This window comes from Pseudomonas sp. B21-010, assembly GCF_024749325.1.
In the GTDB taxonomy this organism is placed as follows: domain Bacteria; phylum Pseudomonadota; class Gammaproteobacteria; order Pseudomonadales; family Pseudomonadaceae; genus Aquipseudomonas; species Aquipseudomonas kilonensis.
The window spans coordinates 5101474-5127891 of sequence record NZ_CP087198.1; the positions used below are offsets into that span (position 1 = coordinate 5101474).

The following is a 26418-nucleotide window of genomic DNA, read 5'->3' on the forward strand; positions in this document are numbered from 1 at the left end:
AGTTTCAAGGAAAGCATCCCATGGCGTTACATGGACTGATTCTGGCTCTCGGCCTGCTCGTGGGATCAAGCGTGACCGCTCACGCCGAACCACTGGACGAACCCCTCAAACCCCTGCCCCCGATTCCGGCCCTGGACCCCAAGCGCGTCCAACTGGGGCTTCGGCTGTTCAATGACCCGCGACTGTCGGTCAACAACACCCTGTCCTGCGCCAGTTGCCATCACCTGGACAAGGGCGGCGCCGACGACAAGCCGTTTTCCCTGGGGTTCGACGGCAAGCCCGTGGAGGTCAATACACCCACCGTGTTCAATGCCGGGCTGAACTTCCATCAGTTCTGGGATGGCCGCGTCGAAACGTTGGAAGAACAGGTGCACTTCGTGGTGATCAGCCCCACGGAGATGGCCAATACCTGGGAATCGGTGGTCAAGCGCATCGCCGATGACCCGGGCTATGCCAAGGACTTCAAGGCGGCCTACCCCGACGGGGTGAACGAGCCCAATATCCGCAGTGCCCTGGCCGACTACGAGCGCACCTTGCAGACACCCAATTCGCGCTTCGACCAATACCTGCAGGGCAATACCGACATCCTCACGCCCCGGGAAAAGTTCGGTTACCAGCGCTTCAAGGAGTACGGCTGCATCGCCTGCCACCAAGGCGTGAACATCGGCGGCAACATGTTCCAGAAGTTCGGGGTCATGGGCGACTACATCAAGGACCGTGGCAACCCCACCCGAGCCGACGAAGGACGCTACAACATCACTGGCGATGAAGCCGACCGCCAGGTCTTCAAGGTGCCGAGCCTGCGCAACGTGGCCGTCACCGCCCCGTATTTCCATGACGCGTCGGCGCCGACCCTGGAACACGCGGTGGAGGTCATGTTCAAGTACCAACTGGGCCGTGAACCCCTCAAGAACGATACGACCCTGATCGTCGAGTTCCTCAAGACCCTGACCGGCGAATCGGAGGGCAAGCCTCTATGACCACTCTCCGTCGCCTCGGTCTTGCATTCATCGGTCTGTTGCTGGCATCGGTCCTGCTGTTCATGTACATCAATTCAGGGGCCCAGCAGGCTGCCTCGTACATTGAGTCCCGGGACCTGATCCGCCTGCTCAAGCAACAGGACGCCATCTGGGACAACGAAGTGCTCAAGTCGCGGATCGCCCTGACCCACAACTACGACCCCCTGGTCTCCCCCCTGCACGAAATGTCGCGCCTGTGGCAGCGCCTGGACGCCATCGAATCGGAACCGGGGCGCCATGGGCCGTCACTCTGGGAGGCCCAGCGCGACGAATACCTCAAGGCGGTCAAGGAAAAAACCCGTCTGGTAGAACAGTTCAAATCCCATAACGCGGTGTTGCGCAACTCCCTGGCCTTCCTGCCCACCGGCGAGGACGACATCCAGGGCCAGTTCGCCCGGCTGCCCGACACGTACAAACTGGAGTTGCAGAGCGTTGCCATCGACACTTACGACCTGCTGCTCAGCGCCATGGAGTTCGCGCAGCTCAGCTCCCCTGAGATCGCAGCCCAGGTCCTGTTGGGCTTGAACCAGCTGGATATCAACAAGGAGCGCCTGCCTGAGGGGTTGCTCAACTCCGTCGAAGTCCTGCGTAGGCACATCGGGGTGATCCTGCGCGAACAGCCACGGGTCAATGAGTTGTTACTGGGCATCGAAGCGATCCCCTTGGCCAATCGCCTGGACACCATCACCCAACTGCTTGAGAAAGACCAGGCAAAAGCCGCCGCCAAATACGAGCGCAACCACGTTTACCTCCTGGTGTTCGCCACGGTCCTGGTGCTGATCCTGATCTGGCTGGCAATCCGGCTGATACGCAGCTTCGCCGAGATCAAGCGGGTCAACAACGCCCTGCAAACCGCCAACGACGAGCTGGAGCAACGGGTCGAGGAGCGTACCCGCCAGCTCAAGGACACCCAGAGTGAATTGATGGACACCGCCCGCCAGGCCGGCATGGCGGAAATCGCGACCAACGTGTTGCACAACGTCGGCAACGTCCTCAACAGCGTGAACATCTCCGCCGACCTGGTCAGCCGTAAACTGCGCAGCAGCAAGGCCCTGGGGCTGGGCAAGGCGATGCAACTGTTCAACGAGCACGCCGATGACCTCGGGCACTTTCTCACCGAGGACGCCAAAGGCAAGCTGCTGCCCGGCTACCTCAACCAACTGGTCGAGGCCATCGCGCTCGAGCAACAGGGCCTGACCGACGAACTGGCCCAGTTGAGCAAGAGCGTGGACCACATCAAGGACATCGTCTCCACCCAGCAATCCTATGCCGGGGCCAACAGCCTGCTGGAACCTTTGGTAGTCAGCGAGCTGCTTGAAGATGCCCTGCGCATGAACTCCGGCGCACTGACCCGCCATCATGTTACGGTGATCAAGGAATACGGCGAAGTGCCGCGGATCATGGGTGACAAACACCGCTTGCTGTTGATCCTGATCAACCTGATCAGCAACGCTAAATACGCCATGGCCGGAGTGTCCAACCATGCGCGGAACATGACCCTGAAGGCTGCCGTCGTCGATGGCCAGACCCTGCAAATCAGTGTCAAGGATGAAGGCGAAGGCATCCCGGAGGAAAACATGACGCGTATCTTCGCCCACGGTTTTACCACGCGTAAGGAAGGCCACGGCTTTGGCCTGCACAGCTGCGCATTGGCGGCCATTGAAATGAACGGCCAACTCACCGCCCATAGTGAGGGGCCAGGCACGGGGGCAACGTTCCAACTGCAACTGCCCCTGAAACTTGCAGAAGGTGAGCCATGAATAGCATGAGTAACCGCCGTATCCTATTGATCGACGATACACCCGCCATTCATGAAGATTTCCGCAAGATCCTCACCCCGGAGGATGACAGCAACGCTGACTTGCTGGACATGGAAAGCGCGCTGTTCGGCGATGCGCCAAAACCTGCCGCCACGGTGTTCGAACTCGACTCGGCCTATGGCGGGCAGGAAGGCCTGAACAAGTTGCTGGAGGCATCGGCAAAAGGGCGTCCTTATGCCCTGGCCTTTGTCGACATGCGCATGCCCGAAGGCTGGGATGGCGCCAAGACCATCGAAGAACTGTGGAAACGCGACCCGTTGCTGCAAGTGGTGGTCTGCACCGCCTATTCGGATTATTCCTGGGATGAACTGCTCGACCGTCTGAACGGCCACGACCGTTTGCTGATCCTGAAAAAGCCGTTCGACAACATCGAAGTCCAGCAGATGGCCAACACCCTGACCACCAAGTGGGAAATGACCTCCCGTGCGCAACTGAAAATGAACAAGCTCGAAGACCTGGTGGAACAACGCACCCAGGCGTTCAAACAGGCCAGCGAGCTGCTGCAAATGGAGATCGACGAACGCAAGATGCTGGAAACCCAACTGGTGCAATCGGAAAAGCTCGCCTCGCTGGGCCAGTTGGCGGCCGGGGTGGCCCACGAAATCAACAACCCGATCGGTTTCATTTCTTCCAACCTGGGAGCGTTGGACGGCTACTTCGGCAAACTCCAGGAAATGCTCAGCGCCTACGGCAGCGCCGAGGAGGCCATCGCCTCGCCGGAACTGGTGGTGAGTTTGCGCAAGCTGCGTGAACAGGTGGAGCTGGACTTTCTCGTCGAGGACATCCCCCTGCTGATCAAGGAGTCCAAGGATGGCATTGGCCGGGTCGGGCAGATCGTCAAGGACCTGAAGGACTTCTCCCGCGTCGATTCCAGGCAGGAATGGCAGATGGCCAATTTGCAGCAGGGCATGGACTCGACGCTGAACATCGTCGCCAATGAAATCAAGTACAAGGCCGACGTGGTCAAGGAATACACGCCGTTGCCGGAAGTGGAATGCCTGCCGTCGCAGATCAACCAGGTGATCATGAACCTGATCGTCAACGCCGCCCAGGCCATCGGCCCCGAGCGCGGCACCATCACCCTGCGCAACGGCGTTGGTGACGAAACCGTCTGGATCGAAGTCGCCGACAACGGCTCGGGCATCCCCCCCGAGACCCTGCAGAAAATCTTCGACCCGTTCTTCACCACCAAACCCATCGGCCAGGGCACGGGGCTCGGGCTGTCGTTGTCCTACGGCATCGTGAAAAAACACAACGGCGAAATCACGGTACGCAGCGAAGTCGGCGTCGGCACTACCTTCCGCGTGGAATTGCCGGTGCGGCAGATGAAGCAGGCGAGCTGAACACGCCGGCAGTTCAAATTGTGGGAGCGAGCTTGCTCGCGATAGCAGTGGGTCAGTCAATGCAGGTGTTGAGTGTGCGACTGCCATCGCGAGCAAGCTCGCTCCCACAGGTTTTTCTGGCGCTCATAAACTGTGATTCCAGCCAAACGCAGCCCCTGTGGCGAGGGAGCTTGCTCCCGCTCGGCGGCGCAGCCGTCGCAAACCGGCTGACGCGGTCTACCTTAATGATCGCAGCGATCCAATTGGGGCCGCTTCGCAGCCCAGCGGGAGCAAGCTCCCTCGCCACAACGGCCCGCGTTTCACCACAAAACCAATTGTGGGATGAAGCAGGCGAGCTGAGCCCCCGGCAGTTCAAATTGTGGGAGCGAGCTTGCTCGCGATAGCGGTGGGTCAGTCAATGCAGGTGTTGAGTGTGCGACTGCCATCGCGAGCAAGCTCGCTCCCACAGGTTTTTCTGGCGCTCATAAACTGTGATTCCAGCCAATACGCAGCCCCTGTGGCGAGGGAGCTTGCTCCCGCTCGGCGGCGCAGCCGTCGCAAAACGGCTGACGCGGTCTACCTGAATGATCGCAGCGATCCAATTGGGGCCGCTTCGCAGCCCAGCGGGAGCAAGCTCCCTCGCCACAACGGCACGCGTTTCACCACAAAACCAATTGTGGGATGAAGCAGGCGAACTGAGCCCCCGGCAGTTCAAATTGTGGGAGCGAGCTTGCTCGCGATAGCGGTGGGTCAGTCGATGAAGGAGTTGAGTGTGCGACTGCCATCGCGAGCAAGCTCGCTCCCACAGGTTTTTCTGGCGCTCATAAACTGTGATTCCAGCCAATACGAAGCCCCTGTGGCGAGGGAGCTTGCTCCCGCTCGGCGGCGCAGCCGTCGCAAACCGGCTGACGCGGTCTACCTGAATGATCGCAGCGATCCAATTGGGGCCGCTTCGCAGCCCAGCGGGAGCAAGCTCCCTCGCCACAACGGCCCGCGTTTCACCACAAAACCAATTGTGGGATGAAGCAGGCGAGCTGAGCCCCCGGTAGTTCAAATTGGGGGAGCGAGCTTGCTCGCGATAGCGGTGGGTCAGTCAATGCAGGTGTTGAGTGTGCAACCGCCATCGCGAGCAAGCTCGCTCCCACAGGTTTTTCTGGCGCTCATAAACTGTGATTCCAGCCAATACGCAGCCCCTGTGGCGAGGGAGCTTGCTCCCGCTCGGCGGCGCAGCCGTCGCAAAACGGCTGACGCGGTCTACCTGAATGATCGCAGCGATCCAATTGGGGCCGCTTCGCAGCCCAGCGGGAGCAAGCTCCCTCGCCACAACGGCCGGCGTTTCACCACAAAACCAATTGTGGGATGAAGCAGGCGAGCTCACCCCCCGGCAGTTCAAATTGTAGGAGCGAGCTTGCTCGCGATAGCGGTGGGTCAGTCAATGCAGGTGTTGAGTGTGCAACCGCCATCGCGAGCAAGCTCGCTTGTATGGTAGGACTTGAAGGGAGGAAGAGGGACAAAGCTCGATTCTGACTGTTCGCGCAGTACAGACCGTGGGAGATTTCACCCCTCCTCCTTTCACCCAAGCGCCGATAAAGAATGCATCTGGCCTAGACCGACGATAGGAACAAGCCTGCGCCTCTGGGTGAACCCTTCAAGTGTTCAAACCTTAGCCCGGAGGATTTTCAATGGCAATGCCGGTTTCTGTCGCAAAGCCGATCGTGGGTGTTGATGTCGCCAAAGATGAGTTGGTGATTTATCACGCAGAAACAGATCGACTGGAAGCGATCCCCAACACCAAAGCTGCGATCAAGAAGTGGCTCAAGGAGCTGCCCGCGCCAGTGGATGTCGCCATCGAAGCCACCAATATCTATCACCAGGAATTCGCCGACCTGGCTTATGCGCAAGGTTGTGTGATCTACATGATTGGCGGCTACGAGCTCAGCCATTACCGCAAAGGTGTGAAAGTTCGCGCTAAAACCGATGCGCTGGATGCTCGGTTGTTGGCTCGCTACTTGAACAACGAAGGCCACCAGTTGCACCCGTGGACCCCGCCATCGCCCCTGTATTGCCGGCTTATAAGCCTTTTCCGGCGCCGGGCAGCCTTGGTTCAGGCGCGTGTCAGCCTCAAGCAAAGCTGGTCAAACGAACCGTTGCTCAAAAGTGCCTTTGAGAACCAGATAAAGGCCATGCAACGACTGGAGGTCTTGCTTGAAAAAACAATCCAGACGCAGTTGGAAGCAGCGGGCTTGGGTGCTCAACTCAAGCGTTGCATGAAAGTCGAAGGCATTGGCCTGTTGAACGGTGCTCGTTTGCTCACGTCGTTTCAGCGTGGGGATTTCAGAAACGCCGATGCCTTCATCGCTTTTCTGGGCCTAGACCTGCGTATATCGGATTCAGGGAAAAAGAAGGGCCGCCGCTGCCTGTCTAAGCGAGGTGACCCAGAGGCACGTCGACTGATGCACAACGCCGCAATGTCGGCGAGGCGCACAGCGGCATGGAAGGGTTTTTATGAGGCACTGAGGGCCCGGGGACTCAGCACAACCGAAGCATTAGTGGCACTGGCCCGCAAGCTTGCTCGAGTGGTATTCGCCCTGCTGAAGAACCAGAGCGAATACTTACCGAAAGGCATTTAAGGGGTAGCCCCGCACCATAGAATCTCCCACAGGTTTTTCTGGCGCTCATAAACTGTGATTCCAGCCAATACGCAGCCCCTGTGGCGAGGGAGCTTGCTCCCGCTCGGCGGCGCAGCCGTCGCAAAACGGCTGATGCCGTCTGCCTGACCCACCGCGGTGAACCAACTGGGGCCGCTTCGCAGCCCAGCGGGAGCAAGCTCCCTCGCCACAACGGCCCGCGTTTCACCACAAAACCAATTGTGGGATGAAGCAGGCGAGCTGAACACGCCGGCAGTCCAAATTGTGGGAGCGAGCTTGCTCGCGATAGCGGTGGCACAGTCGATGAAGGAGTTGAGTGTGCAACCGCCATCGCGAGCAAGCTCGCTCCCACAGGTTTTTCTGGCGCTCATAAACTGTGATTCCAGCCAATACGCAGCCCCTGTGGCGAGGGAGCTTGCTCCCGCTCGGCGGCGCAGCCGTCGTAAAACCGGCTGACGCGGTCTACCTGAATGATCGCAGCGATCCAATTGGGGCCGCTTCGCAGCCCAGCGGGAGCAAGCTCCCTCGCCACAAGCTGCATTCCAAGCTAATGTCTCGCCAATCGCTCCCCCCAAGGAAACCGTATGAGCCTGTCTTTGCTGAGTCGTTACGCCTTCTTTGCCGGCTGTGTCATCTTCACCCTGGCCAGCCTGCCGTTCCTGCAACACGACTGGCTTTGGCCGCTCGCGCTGGTGACCGGGCTGTTGAGTCTGCTGGGGCTGTTCGACCTGCTGCAAAGCCGTCACGCCGTGCGTCGCAACTATCCGATCCTGGGCAATATCCGCTACCTGGTCGAAGGCATTCGCCCGGAGATCCGCCAGTACCTGCTCGAATCCGACAGCGATGCCCTGCCCTTCTCCCGGGCCCAGCGCTCGCTGGTGTATTCCCGGGCCAAGAACGAAAGCGCCGACAAACCGTTCGGCACCTTGATCGACGTCTACCAGACCGGCTTCGAATTCATCGGCCATTCCATGCGTCCGGCACCGTTGAGCGATCCCAGCGGTTTTCGCGTGACGGTCGGCGGCCCGCAGTGCACCCAGCCGTACTCAGCGTCGGTGTTCAACATTTCGGCCATGAGTTTCGGCTCCCTGAGCGCCAACGCCATCCGGGCGCTGAACCAGGGGGCCAAGCTGGGCAACTTCGCCCACGACACAGGTGAAGGCAGTATCAGCCCCTACCATCGCGAACACGGTGGCGACCTGACCTGGGAACTGGGCAGCGGTTATTTCGGCTGCCGCACCAGCGACGGGCGCTTCGACCCGGAGCGCTTCGCCGCCCAGGCGCAGGACCCGCAGGTGCGGATGATTGAAATCAAGATGAGCCAGGGCGCCAAACCCGGCCACGGCGGGATCCTGCCCAAGCACAAGGTCACCCGGGAAATCGCCGAGACCCGGGGCATCCTCATGGGCGAGGATTGTGTTTCGCCGTCACGTCACAGCGCGTTTTCCACGCCGATCGAACTGATGCAGTTCGTCCAGCAACTGCGCGAACTGTCCGGCGGCAAACCGGTGGGCTTCAAGTTCTGCCTGGGGCATCCGTGGGAATTCATGGGTATCGCCAAGGCCATGCTGGAAACCGGGATCCTGCCCGACTTCATCGTGGTCGACGGCAAGGAAGGCGGTACGGGCGCGGCGCCAGTGGAATTCACCGACCACATCGGCGTGCCGTTGCGCGAGGGCCTGCTGTTCGTGCACAACACCCTGGTGGGCCTGAACCTGCGGGACAAGATCAAGCTCGGCGCCAGCGGCAAGATCGTCAGCGCCTTCGACATCGCCAGCGTCCTGGCCATCGGCGCCGACTGGGCCAACGCCGCGCGCGGCTTCATGTTCGCCATCGGCTGCATCCAGTCGCAAAGCTGCCACACCAACAAATGCCCCACCGGCGTCGCCACCCAGGACACCCTGCGCCAGCGCGCACTGGTCGTCCCGGATAAAGCCCAACGGGTCTACAACTTCCACCGCAACACCCTCAAGGCCCTGGCCGAAATGCTCGCCGCCGCCGGGCTTGAGCATCCGTCGCAATTGCAGCCCAAGCATCTGGTACGGCGCATGTCGGCCACCGAGGTGAAGTTGTTCTCTCAGTTGCATGTGTTTTTGAAGCCGGGGGAATTGCTGACGGGTGAGGTCAATGGGGCGTTTTATTCGCGGATGTGGCAGATGGCGCGGGCGGATAGTTTTGAGCCGCTGGAAATAGCCGCGGCTTAAGCACCGGATATCTGCCGGTGCGCACTAGCTTTTGTGGCGAGGGAGCTTGCTCCCGCTGGGTTGCGCGTAGGAGCTGCCGAAGGCTGCGATCTTTTGATCTTTCGCTCAGGACTCAATAGTCTGGGGAAAGATCGCAGCCTCGTTGCACTCGACAGCTCCTACAGAGCCGAGCGGGAGCAAGCTCCCTCACCACAAGGTCCTTACGCCTCTCAAGTGCACTGCATTACCCGACTTTTTACGCCGAACCCACAACGCACCTGTAAGTTCTGACAGTAGACGCCAACTTCCTCACGATTGACCATCCACCCCGATGGTTCGCTCGTCATGGAAGGTGCTTATGTTGACCCGACGCGATCTGGTTGGTTTTGCTTCGCTTTTTGTGGCATTGGGTTCGGTGAGGTTTGCCGTGCGGCGGCCGGACAATCGTCGCCAAGCGTACCTAAGGTCTAATCCCATGGACTGGACCCACCTGGTCTCGGCAATCTTGCTTGGTATGTTGATTGTCGCCACATGGCTTGCTTCCATTGCCCAAGCCAATGAACGCACTCAAAAATCACAAGAGGACGCGGCATTCATCGAACGGTTGATCGGGCAAATGACCCTTGAAGAAAAGGCCGATCAACTGACCCAACTGAGTGTACTCACCATACCCACCGGCCCAATCGAAGACGCCAATGACCCCAAAAAAATCGGCACCTCAAAGGCCGGTTCGCTATTAGGTGCCTATGGCGCCGAAAACACTCGAAGATTGCAGCACGAAGCAGTCCAAGGCTCGCGCCTGCATATTCCGCAGTTGTTCTCGTTCGATGTGATCCACGGTTTCCGCACGATATTTCCCGTCCCATTGGCCGAAGCGTCGGCCTGGGACCCAGACCTGTCGCAACGAACCGCCAGGGCCGCCGCAGTCGAAGCAACGGCCAGCGGCCTTCATTGGACCTTCGCCCCTATGGTCGATATCGCACGGGATTCGCGTTGGGGTCGAGTGATAGAGGGCGCCGGTGAAGATCCATTCCTGGGGGCTGCCCTCGCCGCTTCGCGTGTACGAGGATTTCGTGGTAAAGGTCCCCCCGACACCTCGTCAATACTGTCTACAGCCAAGCATTTCGTCGCTTATGGCGCGGCCGAAGGCGGCCTTGACTACAACATTTCCGACCTGTCCGAGCGCACATTGGAAGAAGTCTATCTCACGCCCTTTCGGGCCGCTGTCGAAGCGGGCGTCGATACGATCATGCCCGGTTTCAATGAAGTGGACAGTATGCCGATGCACGCCAACAGGAAACTGCTCAAACAGAAGCTGCGCGATGAATGGGGCTTCCAGGGAGTCGTCGTCAGTGATTGGGCGGGCATAAGGGAATTGATACCGCACGGCGTTGCCTCCGTTCCCCGAGAGGCTGCGAGACTTGCTCTCAATGCGACTGTTGATATCGACATGGTCAGCGGTGACTACAACGCTGAACTACCGGCACTGGTGCGCAGCGGTCAACTTTCACAAGACGCTATTGATGGAGCCGTGCGTCGAGTGCTTCAAGCGAAGCAGCGTCTGGGCCTGTTCGACGACCCATATCGCTACAGCGACCCTACCCGCGAAAAAACGCAGTTGCTCCAGCCCCCCACACGCGCGCTGGCACGAGAGGCCGCGCAAAAATCCATCGTATTGCTAAAAAACGACGATGCGTTGCTGCCACTCTCAAAGAATCTACGCAAGCTCGTCGTGGTGGGAGCTCTCGCAAATGACGGTGTGTCCAGCTTGGGCTCCTGGAGCGCTGACGGTCGTGCCAGCGAATCAATCACCGTACTGGAGGGGATAAAGCGCGCCGTATCGCCCATGACGGAGGTTGTCTATGTCCCGGCGGCCTCTCCCGGCAGTACGGACACCTCCGGCATTGAAGAGGTTCAGCGTGCGGTCGTGGATGCCGATGTGATCGTGGCTGCGCTGGGAGAAACGGCAGACATGAGCGGCGAAGCACGAAGCCGTACTTCCCTTGGCCTGCCAGGAGCGCAAGATGCACTGGTCGCGCAACTGATCAAAACAGGCAAGCCTGTGGTAGTCGTCCTAATGAATGGACGTCCGCTGGCCATTCCCACCGTGGACGAACATGTTCCCGCGATACTCGAGGCTTGGTTTTTGGGTACCGAAATGGGCCACGCAGTGGCGGACGTACTTTTCGGTGATGTGAACCCCAGCGGAAAGCTACCTATTACCTTCCCGCGCACGGTGGGGCAAGTTCCTATCTATCTAGCCCGCAAAAACACTGGGCGACCGCCGAGCGGCACCAATGCATACGCCTCAAGCTACATCGATTCCAAGTGGACGGCTCTCTACCCGTTTGGTCATGGCCTGAGCTACACCACATTCACCTATGAAACCCCGAGACTCAGTAAACAGCGCTTGGCCTTCGATGAAACATTGACCGTCCAAGTAGATGTTCAGAACAGCGGTCAACGAGCCGGAGAGGAAACCGTGCAGTTGTATCTACGGCAAGACGTCGCAAGCATCACGCGCCCGGTGCGCATGCTGCGCGGTTTTTCCAAAGTCAGACTCGCTCCAGGAGAAAGCACAACCGTCAGCTTTCTGCTCGATCAGGACGACTGGGCGTTGCTCAACCATGACCTCTTGCGATTCGTGGAGTCAGGCATTTTTACGGTGTTCATCGGCGGCACTTCTGCCACTGATAATCAGGCGAAGTTTGAAGTCATCACCAGTGCACAACTGACCGGCCCCGGTCCAGCCATCCCACGCACCTTGCGTGATTAATCGATGCGCTGAATGAGCCATCACGGCGTTTGCTGAGTTGCACGAACTAGTGACCGGCTGAACTCGTCTCGACCTGGGCGGGTGCCGCTTTAAGGGTAAACAGAGAGGCATTCATCCGCCCATCCACAAAGGTAACGGTCTTTTCCCAATCTTTTTCCGGGAGTGGGCTGGCATCAACTGACATCCCTACCCACCAAACCCTGTTTCCACCTTGAGTTAACACCTTCAACTGATTGAAATATATCCACTGACTTCCTTCGGAAATGAGCGCGTTCCCCCCCTGTTCCAAGGCGTCCAGATCATTGGCTTTGAATGATGAGATATAGAACTTCGGCTGTATGCCCGTGTGATTGTAATAAGCGAATGGCAAATACCAGATGGCATTATCCAATACGATCTGGTCGCCCGGCCGAGCCGCTTGCCTAACCTCAGCTGCCAATCCGTCAAGTCGGAAATCCGTTCTTAATTCAGTTCCATTCAGGCCGTCCGCTTGCCGATACACCGTCAGCAGTCCCTGTACTTCTGCTGCTGCCATAATCATGATGGCCAAGCACAAGGTCGTAGGTCGCAGCCCCACTGCATCCAGCGCGGCTGAGAGCAGAAGCGACAACCCGACTGCAGCGAAGACCAAGTAGCGCGGAATGAATAGCGGGGCAATCAACGACATGAAGGCCAGCGCGAGGACGGGAATAAAAAAGTAACCGGTCAATAACACACTGAAGCGATGCAGACCGGTGTCTTTCCAGACCAGCAGCGCTGCGCAGGCGATCACCACCAACCAAGGCAAAACGCGAGTAAGCGACGATTGCCCCTCCCAGATTGTCATCACAGTGAACTGCCAGACAACATTCACAACCGCCTGCCAAGTGATAGCCGGTATCCAACCAAGCCCCGGCCGGCCTGAGAGATGATCGATGAAATGAGGTAGCCAGGGCAGAAACAGGACAAGGATTGCACAGCAGACCAAAATCCAGAGGCGCGCGGAGAGTAAATTTGGACCCGCCTTCAAGCGACTCAGCCAATAGCACCCATGAACCAGCACGCCCAATGCGGCGAAATAATGCGTGTAAAAAGCGGCCGTCATCAACAGCACATAAATGGCTGGGAACCGCTTTTTTTCTGGTTCTTTAACCCAGCACACCAACGCCACGGTTGCGCCCATCAGCCAGAATCCGAGCAGGGTGTACATGCGCGCTTCCTGGCTGTAACGAATCGAAATCGGCAGCAACACCAATAGCAACGCAGCCATCCAGGTTGCTCTTCGCGTGGCAACCAGGCTCATCAACTTTATGCTCAGCAAAACCGAGCCCACGTCGGCTATCACACTGAGCGATCTAACAGCCAAGACCCCGTCGCCAAACAAAATCATCCAGTAGTGCAGCGCGAGGTAATAAAGCGGTGGGTGAATATCTCGTGCCGTAATAGACCAGATCTGCCACGGCTCGTGCCTGGCAAGCAGGATGCTAAAGGCCTCGTCGTACCAGATCGCCGGTGTTGTGATGCCGTAAAAACGTACGCACAGCGCCAGGACCACAACGGCTGCCAAGGCTGCGCCGTCGACGAATCGGCTGGGAGGCTTTCCTGAATAGGCTCGAAAGTTAGTCACGAATAATCACCGACCCGTTCGCCAATGCTCTCGTCAGTTCCACGCACGCCCGACTCTCCCCGAACTATTTCCCTGATGACGTACCTCGGACGATGCTTTGTCTCTAAATAGATCCGTCCGACGTACTCACCCAACACACCAATACCAATCAGCTGCACACCACCCAAAAACAAAATCGCGGTCATCAAGGATGGATAACCGGGCAGATCGTTTCCAAAGATCAGCTTGTCCAGCACCATGTACCCGGCATACACCAGCGAAACCAATGAAATGAAACCGCCGAGGTAAGTCCACAACCGCAACGGCACAGTGCTGAACGACGTGATGCCTTCGAGCGCCAAATTCCATAACTTCCAGCCGTTGAATTTGCTGCTACCAGCGGCGCGACCGGCGCGGTCGTATTCGACAATGACAGTGGTAAAACCGGCCCACGACAGCACACCCTTCATGAACAATTGATATTCGGGAAGGGTCTTGATCACCTCCACTACCTTACGGTCCATCAATCGGAAGTCCCCTACGTTACGCTCGATATGGGGAGAAGCGATCCGATCCAGCAAGCGATAAAACAGCGCAGCACATCCACGCTTCAGGTAACTGTCGGACGAGCGATCACGACGCTTGGCCAGCACTACCTCGGCGCCCTTTTCCCATTCGGCAACAAGCTTGGGAATAACCTCGATGGGGTCTTGCAGGTCGACGTCCATTGGAATGACCACGTCCCCGCTGGCGTGCTCGATCCCGGCAAACAAGGCGGGCTCCTTGCCGAAATTTCGGGAAAAACTGATCAACACAACCAGGTTATCGACCAGCACGATGTCACGGGCAAGCGCATCCGTCTGGTCAGCGCTGCCATCGTTTATGAATATGATTTCGACGCTGTAGCCGGCCAACGCCGGATGCTGACGGACACTCTTGTAGAACAGTCCCAGGGTCTGCTCTTCATTGAACACCGGAACGATCAGCGAGATCTTCATGGACGGTATCCACGAAACACCACGAACCGGGAGAGCAAAAATCCGAACACCAAGCTCAACAGCGAAAATACCGCCACCGTCAGCAATCCATGGAGCCGCCAGCGGTCTCCCAGATAACCCACGGCATAACTGAGCGCTCCAATGACACATAGGAAAGTGACATACCCCGTTACCGAGAGTTTGGCCTCGAAGGTATAGAGCGCATTGAGGTAATAGGAAAAGGAAGCCGCCACACAGAACGCAGCAAGATTGCTGGTCGACTGATCGAGACCGACCGCTACGCGCAGCACAAAAAATATCTGCCAATGAAGCAGCGTATTGGCGAGGCCGACCAGTGAATAAGTAAAAAAAGTGCTCCATCTTGCTTTTCGGGATTCGTTCATGGCTGCTGAGAGGCACGAAGCGGTTTGAACCGGAACAAGCTGTACCCCATCGCCAGGTTCAATAGGCAATACAAAGCCACCGTCACCCATCCAGGCGAACCCAGGCCATCGCCCATCGAGCCGACCGCGTAACTCAATATCCCCATCAAACCATTGCACAGCAAATAGCTGCGCCATGACTCTCCGGGCTCGAAGATGTACAACGCATTCACATAAAACGAAAACGCCGCCGCCACGCCGAACGCCGCGAGGTTACTGCTTCCCTGAGTCAGTCCAACAGCGCCATACAGCACGAAAAAAACCTGGCAATGAATCAATCCATTGACCAGTGCGATAACCATCAACGCAGAAAAACCGTTCATTGTGCAGCCTTGCCATTCGCCAATTGGCGGGCTTCCAAGCTAGGCCAGGGTCCTGCGGTGGTCTACTGTCAGATCTTACAGGTCGGGTACTGACTCCGACGGACGGTCAGGCTGACGCCTACAAAAAAGCCCCGGTCATCTGACCAGGGCTTTCTTTTTTACCTCGCGCTTTATCTTACGAAACCGAACGCACACCTCCCCGCACATCCTCAGTCGGTTGCAACTTGAAGGTATAAAACAACACCGTCAGCAACACCAGGAACGCCGGGCCGACATACAACGCCACGCGGGTATCCGGGAAGTACGCCATCAGGCCCACCACCAGCACCAGGAAGGCCAGCGCCAGGTACGAGCTGACCGGGTACAGCCACATGCGGTATTTCAGCGCCGCACGCTCTGAAGCGTTCAGGCTTTTACGGAACTTGAGTTGGGCCAGCAAGATCATCACCCAGGTCCAGATCGCGCCGAAGGTGGCAATGGACGTCACCCAGACGAAGACTTTCTCCGGCACCAGGTAGTTGAGCAGCACGCCCAGCAGCAACGCGGCGATGGACAGCAGCAATGCGCGGCGCGGTACACCGTTGGTAGAGGTCTTGGCGAAACCGGCCGGGGCCTGGCCGTTCTGCGCCAGGCTGTAGAGCATCCGCCCGGTGCTGAAGATCCCGCCGTTGCAGGACGACAGCGCGGCAGTGATCACTACGAAATTGATGATGCCGGCGGCGGTCTTGATGCCCAGGCGCTCGAAGGTCATCACGAACGGGCTGCCCTGGGTGCCAATTTCGTTCCACGGGTAGATCGACAGGATCACGAACAGCGCGCCGACGTAGAACAGCAGGATCCGCCAGAACACCGAGCCGATGGCGTTGGGGATGGTTTTCTGCGGGTTCTTCGCCTCACCGGCAGTCAGGCCGATCATCTCCACGCCCAGGTAGGCGAACATGACCATTTGCAGCGACATCAACACGCCTTGCACGCCATTGGGCATGAAGCCGCCGTGGGTCCAGAGGTTGGAAATGCCCAGGGCCACGCCGTCGTTACCAAAGCCGAAGGCGATAATGCCGACGCCGCCGATGACCATGGCGATGATGGTGACGATCTTGATCAGGGCGAACCAGAATTCGAACTCACCGAAGGCCTTGACCGCGATCAGGTTGATCGAGCCCATGCTGACCAGCGCGGCCAGGGCCCAGATCCAGCGGGGTACATCGGGGAACCAGATGCCCATGTACACCGCCACCGCGGTGATTTCCGCCACGCAGGTCACCAGCCACAGGAACCAGTAGTTCCAGCCGGTCAGGAAGCCTGCCAGTGGGCCGAGGTAGTCCTGGGCATAGCGGCTGAACGAACCGGCCACCGGGTTATGCACGGCCATTTCGCCGAGGGCGCGCATGATCACCAGGATCGCCAGGCCGCCAATGATGTAGGACAGCATGATCGCCGGACCGGCCATTTCAATGGCCTTGGCCGAACCGAGGAACAGCCCGACACCGATGCAGGCGCCGAGCGCCATCAGGCGGATATGCCGCTCACCGAGTTCACGTTTGAGCGGACCGCCCTGAGCGGTCTCGCCATGGGGCAGATGATTGCCGACAGGCATAGGGATACAACCTCGTCTTGTTATTGGATTAGCCCCCGAGCGTCCAAAGCCACAGGCCGATAGGCCTGCCACCTTGCCGAAGCCGGGTCTGTCTTGTGGACAGACCGTCCTGTGGAACGACAACCTCAGGATCAGCGGGCCATGCAGTATAAAAAGCCAGGGATAGAGAGTTTCACTGTAAAACCTGTGAAATTCAGGGATAAGCCTGCGCCACGAGTGGCTTTTGGAGAGGCGTTGTCTGGGATGACAGGTCATACGGAAACGGCGCCGAGTATTGCACAGCATTGGTGCAGCGTCATGTACGGACGCAGACCGATGGCTCTAGCACAAGGCTTTCAGGCACCACTTCACCTTGTGGCGAGGGAGCTTGCTCCCGCTCGACTGCGCAGCAGTCGCCAACTTTTAAAAGCTCAAAAACGAGGGCGGCTTCGCCACCCAGCGGGAGCAAGCTCCCTCGCCACAAGAGCTGCTAGAGCCATACTGTGTCCCAGAGCGGGTAATCGCCAATGCGATCCACCAGCCCCGCCCGAAGCGGATTGGCGATGATGTAGCGGGCGGAGGGCTTCAGATCTTCGTTGTCGCGGATCGCGCGGTCATGGAAGCCGCTTTGCCAGAAGGCGCCTTTTCTATTCATTGCTCGATTGATTGTGAGGGTGCTGCGGGATTTGACTACCTGCATCACATGCGTGAGCTGAGCTTGCTCTAGCTGCACCAACCAATGCAAGTGGTCCGGCATCACAACCCAGGCCAGCGAATTGACCTGACCTCGCTCATGAACCAGGCGCATTTCTGCCACCAATAAGCGGCCCAGTTGCAAGTCGTTGAAGATCGGTGTGCGTTGGTGAACGACCGCAGTGACGAGGTAGCCTCGCCCCGGTTCCGAAGAGCGTCCGTGACGCAAGCGATGAGAGTTTGGGCGTGAAGGATGCATTCCTTGGCTTCCTACGCTTGGGGGATCTACCTACGGTAGCTTCGCCTGCGACGATCCGACGCGATGATGGTTGAGCGACTTTTCCGAAAACGACGTAATCCCCGTGGCGAGGGAGCTTGCTCCCGCTGGGGGGCGAAGCCGCCCTCGCTTTTCAACCGCTGAAGCTCTTCAACCATGCCACCGTTGCGTCTGCTGCGCAGCCGAGCGGGAGCAAGCTCCCTCGCCACAAAAGCGCCTCAGACCAGGACAGCCGCAAGCACCTGTGCATTCTTCGCACAAGGCTGGCAACTCCCCATCCTGAAGGCACACCGACCGTGGCGAGGGAGCTTGCTCCCGCTGGGGGGCGAAGCCGCCCTCGCTTTTCAACCGCTGAAGCTCTTCAACCATGCCACCGTTGCGTCTGCTGCGCAGCCGAGCGGGAGCAAGCTCCCTCGCCACAAAAGCGCCTCAGACCAGGACAGCCGCAAGCACCTGTGCATTCTTCGCGCAAGGCTGGCAACTCCCCATCCTGAAGGCAGACCGACCGTGGCGAGGGAGCTTGCTCCCGCTGGGGGGCGAAGCCGCCCTCGCTTTCAACCACTGAAACTCTTCAACCGTGCCACCGTTGCGTCTGCTGCGCAGCCGAGCGGGAGCAAGCTCCCTCGCCACAAAAACTCCTCAGACCAGGACAGCCGCAAGCACCTGTGCATTCTTCGCGCAAGGCTGGCAACTCCCCATCCTGAAGGCAGACCGACCGTGGCGAGGGAGCTTGCTCCCGCTGGGGGGCGAAGCCGCCCTCGCTTTTCAACCGCTGAAGCTCTTCAGCCATACCGCCGTTGCGTCTGCTGCGCAGCCGAGCGGGAGCAAGCTCTCTCGCCACAAAAGCTCGTTGGCCAATGGCATCTCACAAATGCTCGTGTATGGGCTTCCCCATAATTTCCCCTCCTCCCACGCCAACCACCGTCTAAGCTTCAAGCAAGTCCGATCAATCTGCGTGAATGGATCAGTCGACTATGGGCGCTTTGTGGCAAACCGATTCGAATGAACCTGTGGTCCCGACTGAACGTATGGAAGAAGCGCCTTTACCTCAAAAAAAACGCCGCGCACGGCATGGCTGGCGGGCATTCTGGTTGTTGCTGCTGATTATCGTGGTGGTGGTCGGCCTGGCGGTGGCCAAGGAAATGCGCACCTCGCGGTTTCAGGCCCGGGAGATCAGCAAGTACGCCACGGCCCTGAGCTATGCGGTGCAGCCGGGGCCCAGCGATGCCATCGTCTATCCGGGCGCAGGCCCGTTCGACCGGCGCTTGGGCTACAGCGCGCTGGGGGAATTCCTGCCGCGCCTGCTCAAGCGCGACTACGTGATCCAGGCCCAGGCGCGGTTCTCGCCGGCCTTGATGGGCTACGTCGAGAAAGGCCTGTTCGTGCCCTATTCGGAAAAGATCCAGGCCGGCCTGACCATCACCGACTGCCGCGCCGCGCCGGTCTATCAGTTCAAGTACCCGCAGCAACTGTATGCGAACTTCGAAGCGATCCCGCCGGTGGTGGTGCAGAGCCTGTTGTTTATCGAGAACCGCTTCCTGCTCGACCCCAAGCAACCTCTGGCCAACCCGGCAGTGGACTGGCCGCGTTTCGGCATGGCGGCCTGGTCGCAAGTCGCCAAGCTGTTGAGCCTGCCGGGGCAGTCCGCCGGGGGCAGCACGTTGGCGACACAACTGGAGAAGTACCGTCACTCGCCTGAGGGCCTGACCGTGTCCGGCGCGGAAAAAATCCGCCAGATGATTTCCGCCAGTGTCCGCGCTTACCAACCCGGCCCGCAAACCCTCGAGGCGCGGCAGCGGATCATCCGCGACTACCTCAACAGCGTGCCGCTCTCCGCCGTGCCCGGGCATGGTGAAGTCCATGGCATGGCTGAAGGCTTGCGGGTCTGGTACGGCGCCGATTTCAAGCGGGCCAATGAACAGCTGTTCAGTACCGCCACCGACCCCAAGAGCCTGGCGGAAAAAGGCTTGGCCCTGCGGGAAATGCTGTCGTTGATGATCGCCCAGCGCCGCCCCTCCCATTACCTGTCCAAGGGTCACGATGAACTGGCGCGCCTGACCGACAGCCACATCCGGCTGTTGGCGCAGAACGGCGTGATCGATGCGGCGTTGTCCGAGGCGGCCCTGGCGAGCCAGGTCAGTTATCGCGACTGGATCCAGGACCCGACCGTCCAGCCCAACGAAACCAACAAAGGCATCAGCGCCGCCCGCAGTCGCCTCGCCGCCCTGCTCAATCGTCCGCTGTACGACCTCGATCGCCTCGACCTCTCCGCCACCAGCACCTTGCAAAGCGACTTGCAGGCCCAGGCCACCGACTACCTCAAGCGCTTGGCCGACCCGGCCTTCGCGACCGAGATCGGCCTGATGGGCGAACGCCTGCTGACCCCCACCAGCACCACCCAGGTGCGGTACAGCTTCACCCTGCTGGAACTGACCCCCGACGGCTCGCGCGTGCGAGTGCAGACCGACAGCACCGACCAGCCCTTCGACATCAACGAAGGCAGCAAGCTGGAACTGGGCTCCACCGCCAAGTTGCGGGTGCTCACCACGTATCTGCAGATCATCGCCGAGCTGCACGAGCGCTATGCCCAGCAAACCCCGGCGGCATTGAATAAAGTCGACATCGCCGAGCCGGACCGCCTCTCCCGCTGGGCCGTGGACTACCTGATCCAGAACACCGACCGCAGCCTGCCGAAAATGCTCGAGGCCGCGCTGGACCGGACCTATTCAGCCAGCCCCGGAGAAGCGTTCTTTACCGGTGGCGGGCTGCACACCTTCCACAACTTCCGTAACGAGGACAACGGCCGCATCCCCACGCTGCGCGACGCCCTGCGTGAATCGATCAACCTGCCGTTCATCCGCCTGATGCGCGACCTGGTGCGCTACGCCACCTATGCCGGCCCCAATAACAGTTCCGAGCTGCTCAAGGACGACAAGGACCCGCGCCGCCAGGAATACCTGGCCCAGTTCGCCGACCGCGAAGGCACCTCGTTCCTGCTCAGGTTCTGGAAGAAGTACCAGAAAAAGGACACCGGCCAACGCCTGGAAACCTTCCTCGACGGCATGCGCCCTACGGCGATCCGCCTGGCCGCCGTACACCGTTATTTCTTTCCCAACGACAGCCAGGAAAATTTCAACCGCTTCGTACGCGCGCACTTGAAATCGGCCAAGAGCGCCGAAAAACTCACCGACGAACGCCTGGAACGGCTCTACCAGAGTTACGGCCCCGGCGCCTATGACCTGCCGGACCAAGGCTTTATCGCCAAGGTCCACCCGCTGGACCTGTGGTTGATGGGTTACCTGCTGAACAACCCCGACGCCAAGTTCAGCCAGATCGTCAAGGCCAGTGAGTTCGAGCGCCAGGAAGTCTACAGCTGGCTGTTCAAGAGCCGGCACAAGAGCGCCCGCGACAGTCGTATCCGCACCATGCTGGAGATCGAAGCCTTCCTGGATATACACCAGCGCTGGCAACAAGTCGGCTACCCCTTCGACCACCTGGTGCCGTCGCTGGCCACCGCCATTGGTAGCTCCGGCGACCGCCCCGCTGCGTTGGCGGAACTGGTCGGCACTATCCTCAACGATGGCATCCGCAAGCCCGCGCTGCGCGTCGACAGCCTGGACTTTGCCGTCGGTACGCCTTACGAGACACGGCTGGTGAGCAATCCGGATAACGGCAAGCGCGTGATGCCGGTGGAAGTGGCCCAGGCCTTGCGCGGTGCGCTGTCCCAGGTGGTGGATGCCGGCACCGCGAAACGCGTGGCCGGCAGTTTCAAACTGGCCGATGGGACACCGTTGGCCATGGGTGGCAAGACCGGTACCGGCGACAACCGCATCGAAGCCATCGGCTCCGGTGGGCGGGTGATCAGTTCCAAGTCGATCAACCGCACCGCCACCTTCGTGTTCTACATCGGCGACAGCCATTTCGGCACCCTCACCGCCTTCGTGCCAGGCGCCTCGGCGCAGAACTTCAAGTTCACCTCGGCCTTGCCGGTGCAGGTTCTCAAAGGCATGGCGCCGTTTCTCTCGCCCTACTTGCAGCCGGGGACTCATACCCAGTGCAAGCCGTTGGTGGCGAGCGAATGACGTGTACAGGGATCCTGGATTAAAGAGTTACGCGAGGAACTGCATCGAAGATGACAGTGAAGTTCGCGGTGTACAGCCCCCCGGACCAGTGAGGGATGCCATAATTAACCGGGTTGATGACCATTTCCACCTGAGTCCCTGGCGTAGACGTGGCATCATCTACTACTTCTTGAGGCGCATAGCCCAACAATACGTTATTGAACCAGACGCGCAAAGGTCTGATCACGCTACCATTAGACAGATCAGGGCGTCCCTCAAGGTAAGCATGAACCGAGCCGTCGGTATTCTTTACATCAAAGGTATGGCGTATGGAACTCAACTCGTAGGTTACAGGGTTGTAATACATGTACTCATCGTTACCAAAATCCGGATTGCGTGGCTGCACATGAAACTGTTTATTAGGAATGTTCGCTGTAATATGAATAGCCGTCTGTGCGTTATCGGCAGCGAATATTAAAGAGGTATTCAAGGCCGCGACGCCAAGTACGGTCGCGCAGAGCAATTTTCCAAACATGTTTAACTCCTGTTGATAATATTTTAAACAATGAAAGGTACACACCCGCCTAAACGGCCAGCACCTTTTAGTTTTGACCTGCTTTGCAGGCCGGCGGGAGCAAGTGCTCTCGCCACGTGGGGCCAGATAGGCCAACGTTCTTCAAAGGGCTACGGCGCCACCGCATCGAACACCATGTGCACCGTGCCGTAATAGTCACCCGGTTTGTATTCATCGTCGGGCTTGATGGCGGCGATTTCCAACGGCACCTGACGTCCAGGCCGGGCCTCGATGGCCGATACGACCTGGGTCGAATCCAGGGTCAGTTCAACGTTGTTGAACTTCACCCGCAGGTCGATTCGTTCACGGCCATTGGACAAATACGCCTCTTCACTCAAGCGTGCGCCGATGGAGCCATTGCTGTTCTTCACCTCGTAGGTCGCCCGCAGTGGGCTGAGCTCATTGGTGATGGTGCTGAACGGCAAGCGTTGTTCGCGCTGGACTAGCTGCGGGTCGAGGGGCAGCACATAAAAATCCGCCGTCGGAATGGTCACGTAGAGCTCGAACGTCTCCCGCTCCACCGCCCCCCAAGCCGAAACCCAGGGTAACGTCAACGCCATCACTGCAAGAGGGCATACCGTTTTCTTGAACATTTTGATTACCTTTGGCATCAGCCTGGGTTCGACGAAGGTGATCGTCACCCCTTGATCTCGATGTTTTTGGTCACGCCGCCTTCGATCAACGTGAAGCGATATTCACGGCCCGCCTCCTTGTCGAACGAAAACGTGCGCCCGGCCATGACGTGGTGTTTGGTGGTGGGCCGGCAGTCGTTTTCCTGCTTCGCGACACAATCCTTGAACTCATCGATAATCAGGACGCTATTGCCGTTGTTGCGCATCAGGTAACGATCGGGGTTGTCATCGATCACGGTCTCGAAACGGGTATCCTTGGGCCGCACGAAAAACACCGTGCCGTAGCCCGCCAGGACCTTGACCCCCGCCTCCACGCGTTCCTTCTTGTACGCTTCGCGCTCTTGCTCGCTGACCGCGAACTCATCCTCCGCCTCCGGCACTACCGGCACAAAACGCACGCGGAAATAGCGCTCCTTGTCGCGGTTGCCCATGAACAGCAACCGCGTGCCCTGCACCCCGTTGGCCGGTACGATCAGCCGCGCCGGGCTGGCCATCAGGCCGTCCCTGGCCGTGACGCTGGCCTGGTTCTGCAAGGGAACTTCCTGATAGGTGCCATCCTGGTTGTAGATGATTTCCAGGATGTTGACCTTGACGAACGCCGTGGACGTCCCGCCGTTGAACACCCGTTTCATGTAGGTGCTTTTGTCGCCGTCGAGGTAGTCGTAGACCACCCCGACACCGATCTGCGGCCCGGCCTGGGCCACGCCGCAAAACAAAAAAACACCCATCCATGCCAATAACCGTTTCATCACTTTTTCAACCTCTGCACTAAACACAATTCACTGAATATTGCCGGCCCGCGGGCCCATCAAACTTCCGAATCCCAGATCACCGTGATATTGCCGATGTAGGTCCTGGCGCCACCGTCCAGCATCTCCTCGACACTCGCTTGGGCGATCTCGAAAGAAAGATTTCCCGGCTGGCGATCGACATAAACATTGGGCAAAAACAACTCTGTACCGCTGCCATCTCGCAGCAGGCGCCGTCGGTTGACCGGTTGACCGGCGAAGTCGGTCAACCCATCAGGCAGGCTTACCCGGACATCCACCGGTACGGCATGACCGGAGCCGGCTTCGGAGATCGCACACGTATTGCCACTGATGTATTGGCACTCGAGCGCCATCTTGAAGCGTGAGGACGTCGAGATATGAAAGCGCTGCTCACGAAACAGCCGAGTCGGTTTGTGCCCGCTGTTCAGCCAGGCTTGCCAGCCTTCCGATGGCACCAGTTCGACCCGGTTGCCGCCGGGCGGGATTTCCACTTTGAAGGCATGCTCCACATCGAGCTTGAAATTGAGCGTGAGCGCCGAATCGTTGGGCAGCATGACATCGCCCATGTCCAATTCCCGACCCGGCCCAATACCAATCGTCACATCTCCCGTGTACTGGCCTGCGGTCATTCGCATAGGGTTGGGCATGCGCAGTTCATAGGCAAAGTCCACGTAGGAATAGGCCATGCTGGGAATCAGATATTGGGCTTTTTTGGCGCACACAGTTTCCATCGGCGTCCTCCAGAAGAACTCGTAATAGTTCTCCCCGAAACGGCCAAAACCGCTCCAATGACAGCCTGTCGGGGGGTAACCCCAGTTGTCGGTCCACAATTTGGTGTGAGCGGTGCCTGGATCCACGCCCCCGCCCACCAGATCGACGACACTGCCGGGGAATTGGTATCGAGAGCCTATGCCGACCCAACGCACTTGAACGATCTCGGTTTCGCCCGTACCTGAATGAACGATTTGCGCCGTGCGCCAGTTGGCGGGCACTTGAAACATTGCCCCCTGCCGAGGATCTGTGTGCCCGGCCTGAATAGCCCTGATGGAATTGACACTCAGCGGCAGCCGGACACTGAACATCTTCCACATCTGGCATTGCGAAGGCAGTTCTGCACAATAACCACTCATAGGGGTGGTATTGAGAAAAGCAGCCTCCTGAGGCTTCGACGGATCCGGCCTGAACACCGCGCTGATGTCTTGGGTAACGGCATTGGCCATGGGCACGCAAGCAAACAAAAACGTTGAAACCACACAGCGCTCGACTAGCGGTGATCCTTTCATTGGTACGACCTCATTCAATTCCGTTGAATAGACCAAGTTCTTTTAAATCTCTGAATCCCAGATCACCGTGACGTCACCGGTATAGGCCTTGGCGCCGCTGTCCAGCATCTCTTCGACGCTGCTACGGGCCACTTCAAAGTGCAGGGTGCCCGGCCTACGATCGACGTAGAAACCCGGCAGGAACAGTTCGGTACCGCTGCCGTCACGCAGCAACCGGCGACGATTGACCGGTTGTCCGGCGGCGTCGGTCAAGCCATTGGGCAGGGTCACGCTGACGTCCACTGGCACGGCATGGCCGGTGCCGGCTTCGGAGATCGCGCAGGTATTGCCGCTGATGTATTGGCATTCGAGGCCCATCTTGAAACGTGATGAGGCGGAGATATGGAAGCTCTGGTCACGGAACAGGCGCGTGGGTTTGCGACCGCTGTTCAGCCAGGATTGCCAGCCTTCCTGGGGGACCAGTTCGACCCGGTTGCCGCCGGGGGGGACTTCGACTTTGAGGGTGTGTTCGACGTCGAGCTTGAAGTTGAGCGTGAGCGCCGAATCGTTGGGGATCATGACATCGCCCATATCAATGTCCTGCCCTGGCCCAACGCTATAGGTCAGCGACCCGGTGTATTGGCCGGACGACATTTTCAGTGGGTTGGGGGTGCGCAGCTCGTAGGCAAAGTCCAGATAGTTGTAGCTCATGGCAGGGATCAAGTATCGGGCCGTTTTCCCACACACACCTTCTGTCGGCACCTTCCAGAAAAAGGCATAACTCGTAATGTTATAGAGTGAAACACCGCTGTATTGACATGGCAAAGGCGCATACACCCATTCAAGACCGCTCCATAACGCCCGGTGGGCTCCCCAAACGCTCGCGCCGCCACCTACCAATTCGATCACACTATTGGAGAACAATTGTCTCGACCCAAAGCCGGACCAGCGCACTTCAACAGTTTCTATTTCGCCCGTCCCCGTATGGGTAACTTGTACCGGACGCCAACTGGCAGGCACTTTAAACATCGCACCTTGCCGAGGATCTTCATGATTCGCCTGGATAGGACTGATCGTATTGGCAGAGAGACGTAATCGAACGCTGAACATTCCTGTCGCCCTGCAGTCCGACGGTCTATCTGCGCAGTAACCACTGATAGGCGTGGTATTGAGAAAGGTATTCTCATTGGGCTTCGATGGGTCAGGCCTGAACAGAGCGCTGATATCCTGGGTCAAGGCATTGGCCGCAGGCACGCACGAAAACAACAACACCGAGACCACGCTGCGCACTGCAACCGATAAGGGTTTCATTTATACAACCTCATACATCAAGACAAATCACTGCAAATAGGTAGGTGAGCAATTCACTTGTGGGAGCAAGGCTTGCCCGCGATGCAGGCGCCTCGCTCTTCAGGTGAATTGCGTTATCGTTCATCGCGAGCAAGCTTTGCTCCCACATTTTCAGGAGCAAGCTGTG

The 26418-nt window shown here is 58.7% G+C and carries 18 protein-coding genes; 7 read left to right on the forward strand and 11 right to left on the reverse strand.

Annotated features, from left to right (window positions below; all coding sequences use genetic code 11):
• The first annotated feature begins 20 nt into the window (after nucleotides 1-20).
• From LOY50_RS22675 to LOY50_RS22700, 6 genes are all read left to right on the forward strand, one after another.
• On the forward strand, nucleotides 21-980 hold the full coding sequence (locus tag LOY50_RS22675) for a cytochrome-c peroxidase (RefSeq protein ID WP_253477675.1): 960 nt from the start codon (nucleotides 21-23) through the stop codon (nucleotides 978-980).
• Complete coding sequence (locus LOY50_RS22680; RefSeq protein WP_253477678.1) at nucleotides 977-2779, forward strand: DAHL domain-containing protein; 1803 nt, start codon at nucleotides 977-979, stop codon at nucleotides 2777-2779. Before LOY50_RS22675 ends, LOY50_RS22680 begins: the two co-directional genes overlap by 4 nt.
• Complete coding sequence (locus LOY50_RS22685; protein WP_253477681.1) at nucleotides 2776-4182, forward strand: ATP-binding protein; 1407 nt, start codon at nucleotides 2776-2778, stop codon at nucleotides 4180-4182. Before LOY50_RS22680 ends, LOY50_RS22685 begins: the two co-directional genes overlap by 4 nt.
• A 1661-nt stretch (nucleotides 4183-5843) precedes the next feature.
• Nucleotides 5844-6791: an IS110 family transposase gene (locus tag LOY50_RS22690; RefSeq protein ID WP_258688304.1), complete on the forward strand. Its 948-nt coding sequence runs from the start codon at nucleotides 5844-5846 to the stop codon at nucleotides 6789-6791.
• A 602-nt stretch (nucleotides 6792-7393) separates the two neighbouring features.
• Nucleotides 7394-9013, forward strand: a complete 1620-nt coding sequence (locus LOY50_RS22695; RefSeq protein ID WP_253477684.1) for an FMN-binding glutamate synthase family protein — start codon at nucleotides 7394-7396, stop codon at nucleotides 9011-9013.
• A gap of 337 nt (nucleotides 9014-9350) precedes the next feature.
• Nucleotides 9351-11768 (forward strand): glycoside hydrolase family 3 N-terminal domain-containing protein, encoded by a 2418-nt coding sequence (locus LOY50_RS22700; protein ID WP_258689247.1) that lies wholly within the window; start codon nucleotides 9351-9353, stop codon nucleotides 11766-11768.
• Nucleotides 11769-11814: 46 nt separating this feature from the next.
• Here the strand turns inward: LOY50_RS22700 and LOY50_RS22705 are convergent, their stop codons facing one another.
• The 6 genes from LOY50_RS22705 to LOY50_RS22730 all read right to left on the reverse strand — a co-directional run bounded on the left by LOY50_RS22705 (nucleotide 11815) and on the right by LOY50_RS22730 (nucleotide 17624).
• Nucleotides 11815-13374 (reverse strand): glycosyltransferase family 39 protein, encoded by a 1560-nt coding sequence (locus tag LOY50_RS22705; protein WP_258689249.1) that lies wholly within the window; start codon nucleotides 13372-13374, stop codon nucleotides 11815-11817.
• The gene (locus LOY50_RS22710) at nucleotides 13371-14351 is read right to left on the reverse strand and encodes a glycosyltransferase family 2 protein (protein WP_258689251.1); all 981 of its coding nucleotides are present in this window, start codon (nucleotides 14349-14351) and stop codon (nucleotides 13371-13373) included. The genes LOY50_RS22705 and LOY50_RS22710 overlap by 4 nt, the downstream gene beginning before the upstream one ends.
• Nucleotides 14348-14734, reverse strand: a complete 387-nt coding sequence (locus LOY50_RS22715) for a GtrA family protein (protein ID WP_253477696.1) — start codon at nucleotides 14732-14734, stop codon at nucleotides 14348-14350. Before LOY50_RS22715 ends, LOY50_RS22710 begins: the two co-directional genes overlap by 4 nt.
• Complete coding sequence (locus LOY50_RS22720; protein ID WP_253477699.1) at nucleotides 14731-15096, reverse strand: GtrA family protein; 366 nt, start codon at nucleotides 15094-15096, stop codon at nucleotides 14731-14733. Before LOY50_RS22720 ends, LOY50_RS22715 begins: the two co-directional genes overlap by 4 nt.
• Nucleotides 15097-15271: 175 nt before the next feature.
• A complete protein-coding gene (locus LOY50_RS22725) occupies nucleotides 15272-16693 on the reverse strand; it encodes an amino acid permease (protein WP_253477702.1) in 1422 nt (473 codons plus the stop codon).
• Between the two features lie 469 nt (nucleotides 16694-17162).
• Nucleotides 17163-17624 (reverse strand): REP-associated tyrosine transposase, encoded by a 462-nt coding sequence (locus LOY50_RS22730; protein ID WP_253477705.1) that lies wholly within the window; start codon nucleotides 17622-17624, stop codon nucleotides 17163-17165.
• A 992-nt stretch (nucleotides 17625-18616) separates the two neighbouring features.
• Here LOY50_RS22730 and LOY50_RS22735 point away from each other — a divergent pair.
• A complete protein-coding gene (locus LOY50_RS22735; protein WP_253477708.1) occupies nucleotides 18617-21724 on the forward strand; it encodes a transglycosylase domain-containing protein in 3108 nt (1035 codons plus the stop codon).
• A gap of 19 nt (nucleotides 21725-21743) precedes the next feature.
• On the opposite strand, the gene LOY50_RS22740 is transcribed toward LOY50_RS22735, so the two are convergent.
• The 5 genes from LOY50_RS22740 to LOY50_RS22760 all read right to left on the reverse strand — a co-directional run bounded on the left by LOY50_RS22740 (nucleotide 21744) and on the right by LOY50_RS22760 (nucleotide 26252).
• A complete protein-coding gene (locus tag LOY50_RS22740; protein WP_253477711.1) occupies nucleotides 21744-22238 on the reverse strand; it encodes a CS1 type fimbrial major subunit in 495 nt (164 codons plus the stop codon).
• A 149-nt stretch (nucleotides 22239-22387) separates the two neighbouring features.
• Nucleotides 22388-22870, reverse strand: a complete 483-nt coding sequence (locus tag LOY50_RS22745) for a CS1 type fimbrial major subunit (RefSeq protein WP_253477713.1) — start codon at nucleotides 22868-22870, stop codon at nucleotides 22388-22390.
• A 44-nt stretch (nucleotides 22871-22914) separates the two neighbouring features.
• Nucleotides 22915-23658, reverse strand: coding sequence for a molecular chaperone (locus LOY50_RS22750; protein WP_258689252.1), 744 nt, complete (start codon nucleotides 23656-23658; stop codon nucleotides 22915-22917).
• Nucleotides 23659-23717: 59 nt separating this feature from the next.
• Nucleotides 23718-24962, reverse strand: a complete 1245-nt coding sequence (locus LOY50_RS22755; protein WP_258689253.1) for a hypothetical protein — start codon at nucleotides 24960-24962, stop codon at nucleotides 23718-23720.
• 42 nt (nucleotides 24963-25004) lie between these two features.
• Complete coding sequence (locus LOY50_RS22760) at nucleotides 25005-26252, reverse strand: hypothetical protein (RefSeq protein ID WP_258689254.1); 1248 nt, start codon at nucleotides 26250-26252, stop codon at nucleotides 25005-25007.
• Between the last annotated feature and the right edge of the window lie 166 nt (nucleotides 26253-26418).

Coding starts and splice junctions, on each gene's coding strand:
- LOY50_RS22675 (WP_253477675.1), top strand. CDS start 21: ATGGCGTTACATGGACTGATTCTGGCTCTCGGCCTGCTCGTGGGATCA.
- LOY50_RS22680 (WP_253477678.1), top strand. CDS start 977: ATGACCACTCTCCGTCGCCTCGGTCTTGCATTCATCGGTCTGTTGCTG.
- LOY50_RS22685 (WP_253477681.1), top strand. CDS start 2,776: ATGAATAGCATGAGTAACCGCCGTATCCTATTGATCGACGATACACCC.
- LOY50_RS22690 (WP_258688304.1), top strand. CDS start 5,844: ATGGCAATGCCGGTTTCTGTCGCAAAGCCGATCGTGGGTGTTGATGTC.
- LOY50_RS22695 (WP_253477684.1), top strand. CDS start 7,394: ATGAGCCTGTCTTTGCTGAGTCGTTACGCCTTCTTTGCCGGCTGTGTC.
- LOY50_RS22700 (WP_258689247.1), top strand. CDS start 9,351: ATGTTGACCCGACGCGATCTGGTTGGTTTTGCTTCGCTTTTTGTGGCA.
- LOY50_RS22710 (WP_258689251.1), bottom strand. CDS start 14,351: ATGAAGATCTCGCTGATCGTTCCGGTGTTCAATGAAGAGCAGACCCTG.
- LOY50_RS22715 (WP_253477696.1), bottom strand. CDS start 14,734: ATGAACGAATCCCGAAAAGCAAGATGGAGCACTTTTTTTACTTATTCA.
- LOY50_RS22720 (WP_253477699.1), bottom strand. CDS start 15,096: ATGAACGGTTTTTCTGCGTTGATGGTTATCGCACTGGTCAATGGATTG.
- LOY50_RS22725 (WP_253477702.1), bottom strand. CDS start 16,693: ATGCCTGTCGGCAATCATCTGCCCCATGGCGAGACCGCTCAGGGCGGT.
- LOY50_RS22730 (WP_253477705.1), bottom strand. CDS start 17,624: ATGCATCCTTCACGCCCAAACTCTCATCGCTTGCGTCACGGACGCTCT.
- LOY50_RS22735 (WP_253477708.1), top strand. CDS start 18,617: ATGGGCGCTTTGTGGCAAACCGATTCGAATGAACCTGTGGTCCCGACT.
- LOY50_RS22740 (WP_253477711.1), bottom strand. CDS start 22,238: ATGTTTGGAAAATTGCTCTGCGCGACCGTACTTGGCGTCGCGGCCTTG.
- LOY50_RS22745 (WP_253477713.1), bottom strand. CDS start 22,870: ATGTTCAAGAAAACGGTATGCCCTCTTGCAGTGATGGCGTTGACGTTA.
- LOY50_RS22750 (WP_258689252.1), bottom strand. CDS start 23,658: ATGAAACGGTTATTGGCATGGATGGGTGTTTTTTTGTTTTGCGGCGTG.
- LOY50_RS22755 (WP_258689253.1), bottom strand. CDS start 24,962: ATGAAAGGATCACCGCTAGTCGAGCGCTGTGTGGTTTCAACGTTTTTG.
- LOY50_RS22760 (WP_258689254.1), bottom strand. CDS start 26,252: ATGAAACCCTTATCGGTTGCAGTGCGCAGCGTGGTCTCGGTGTTGTTG.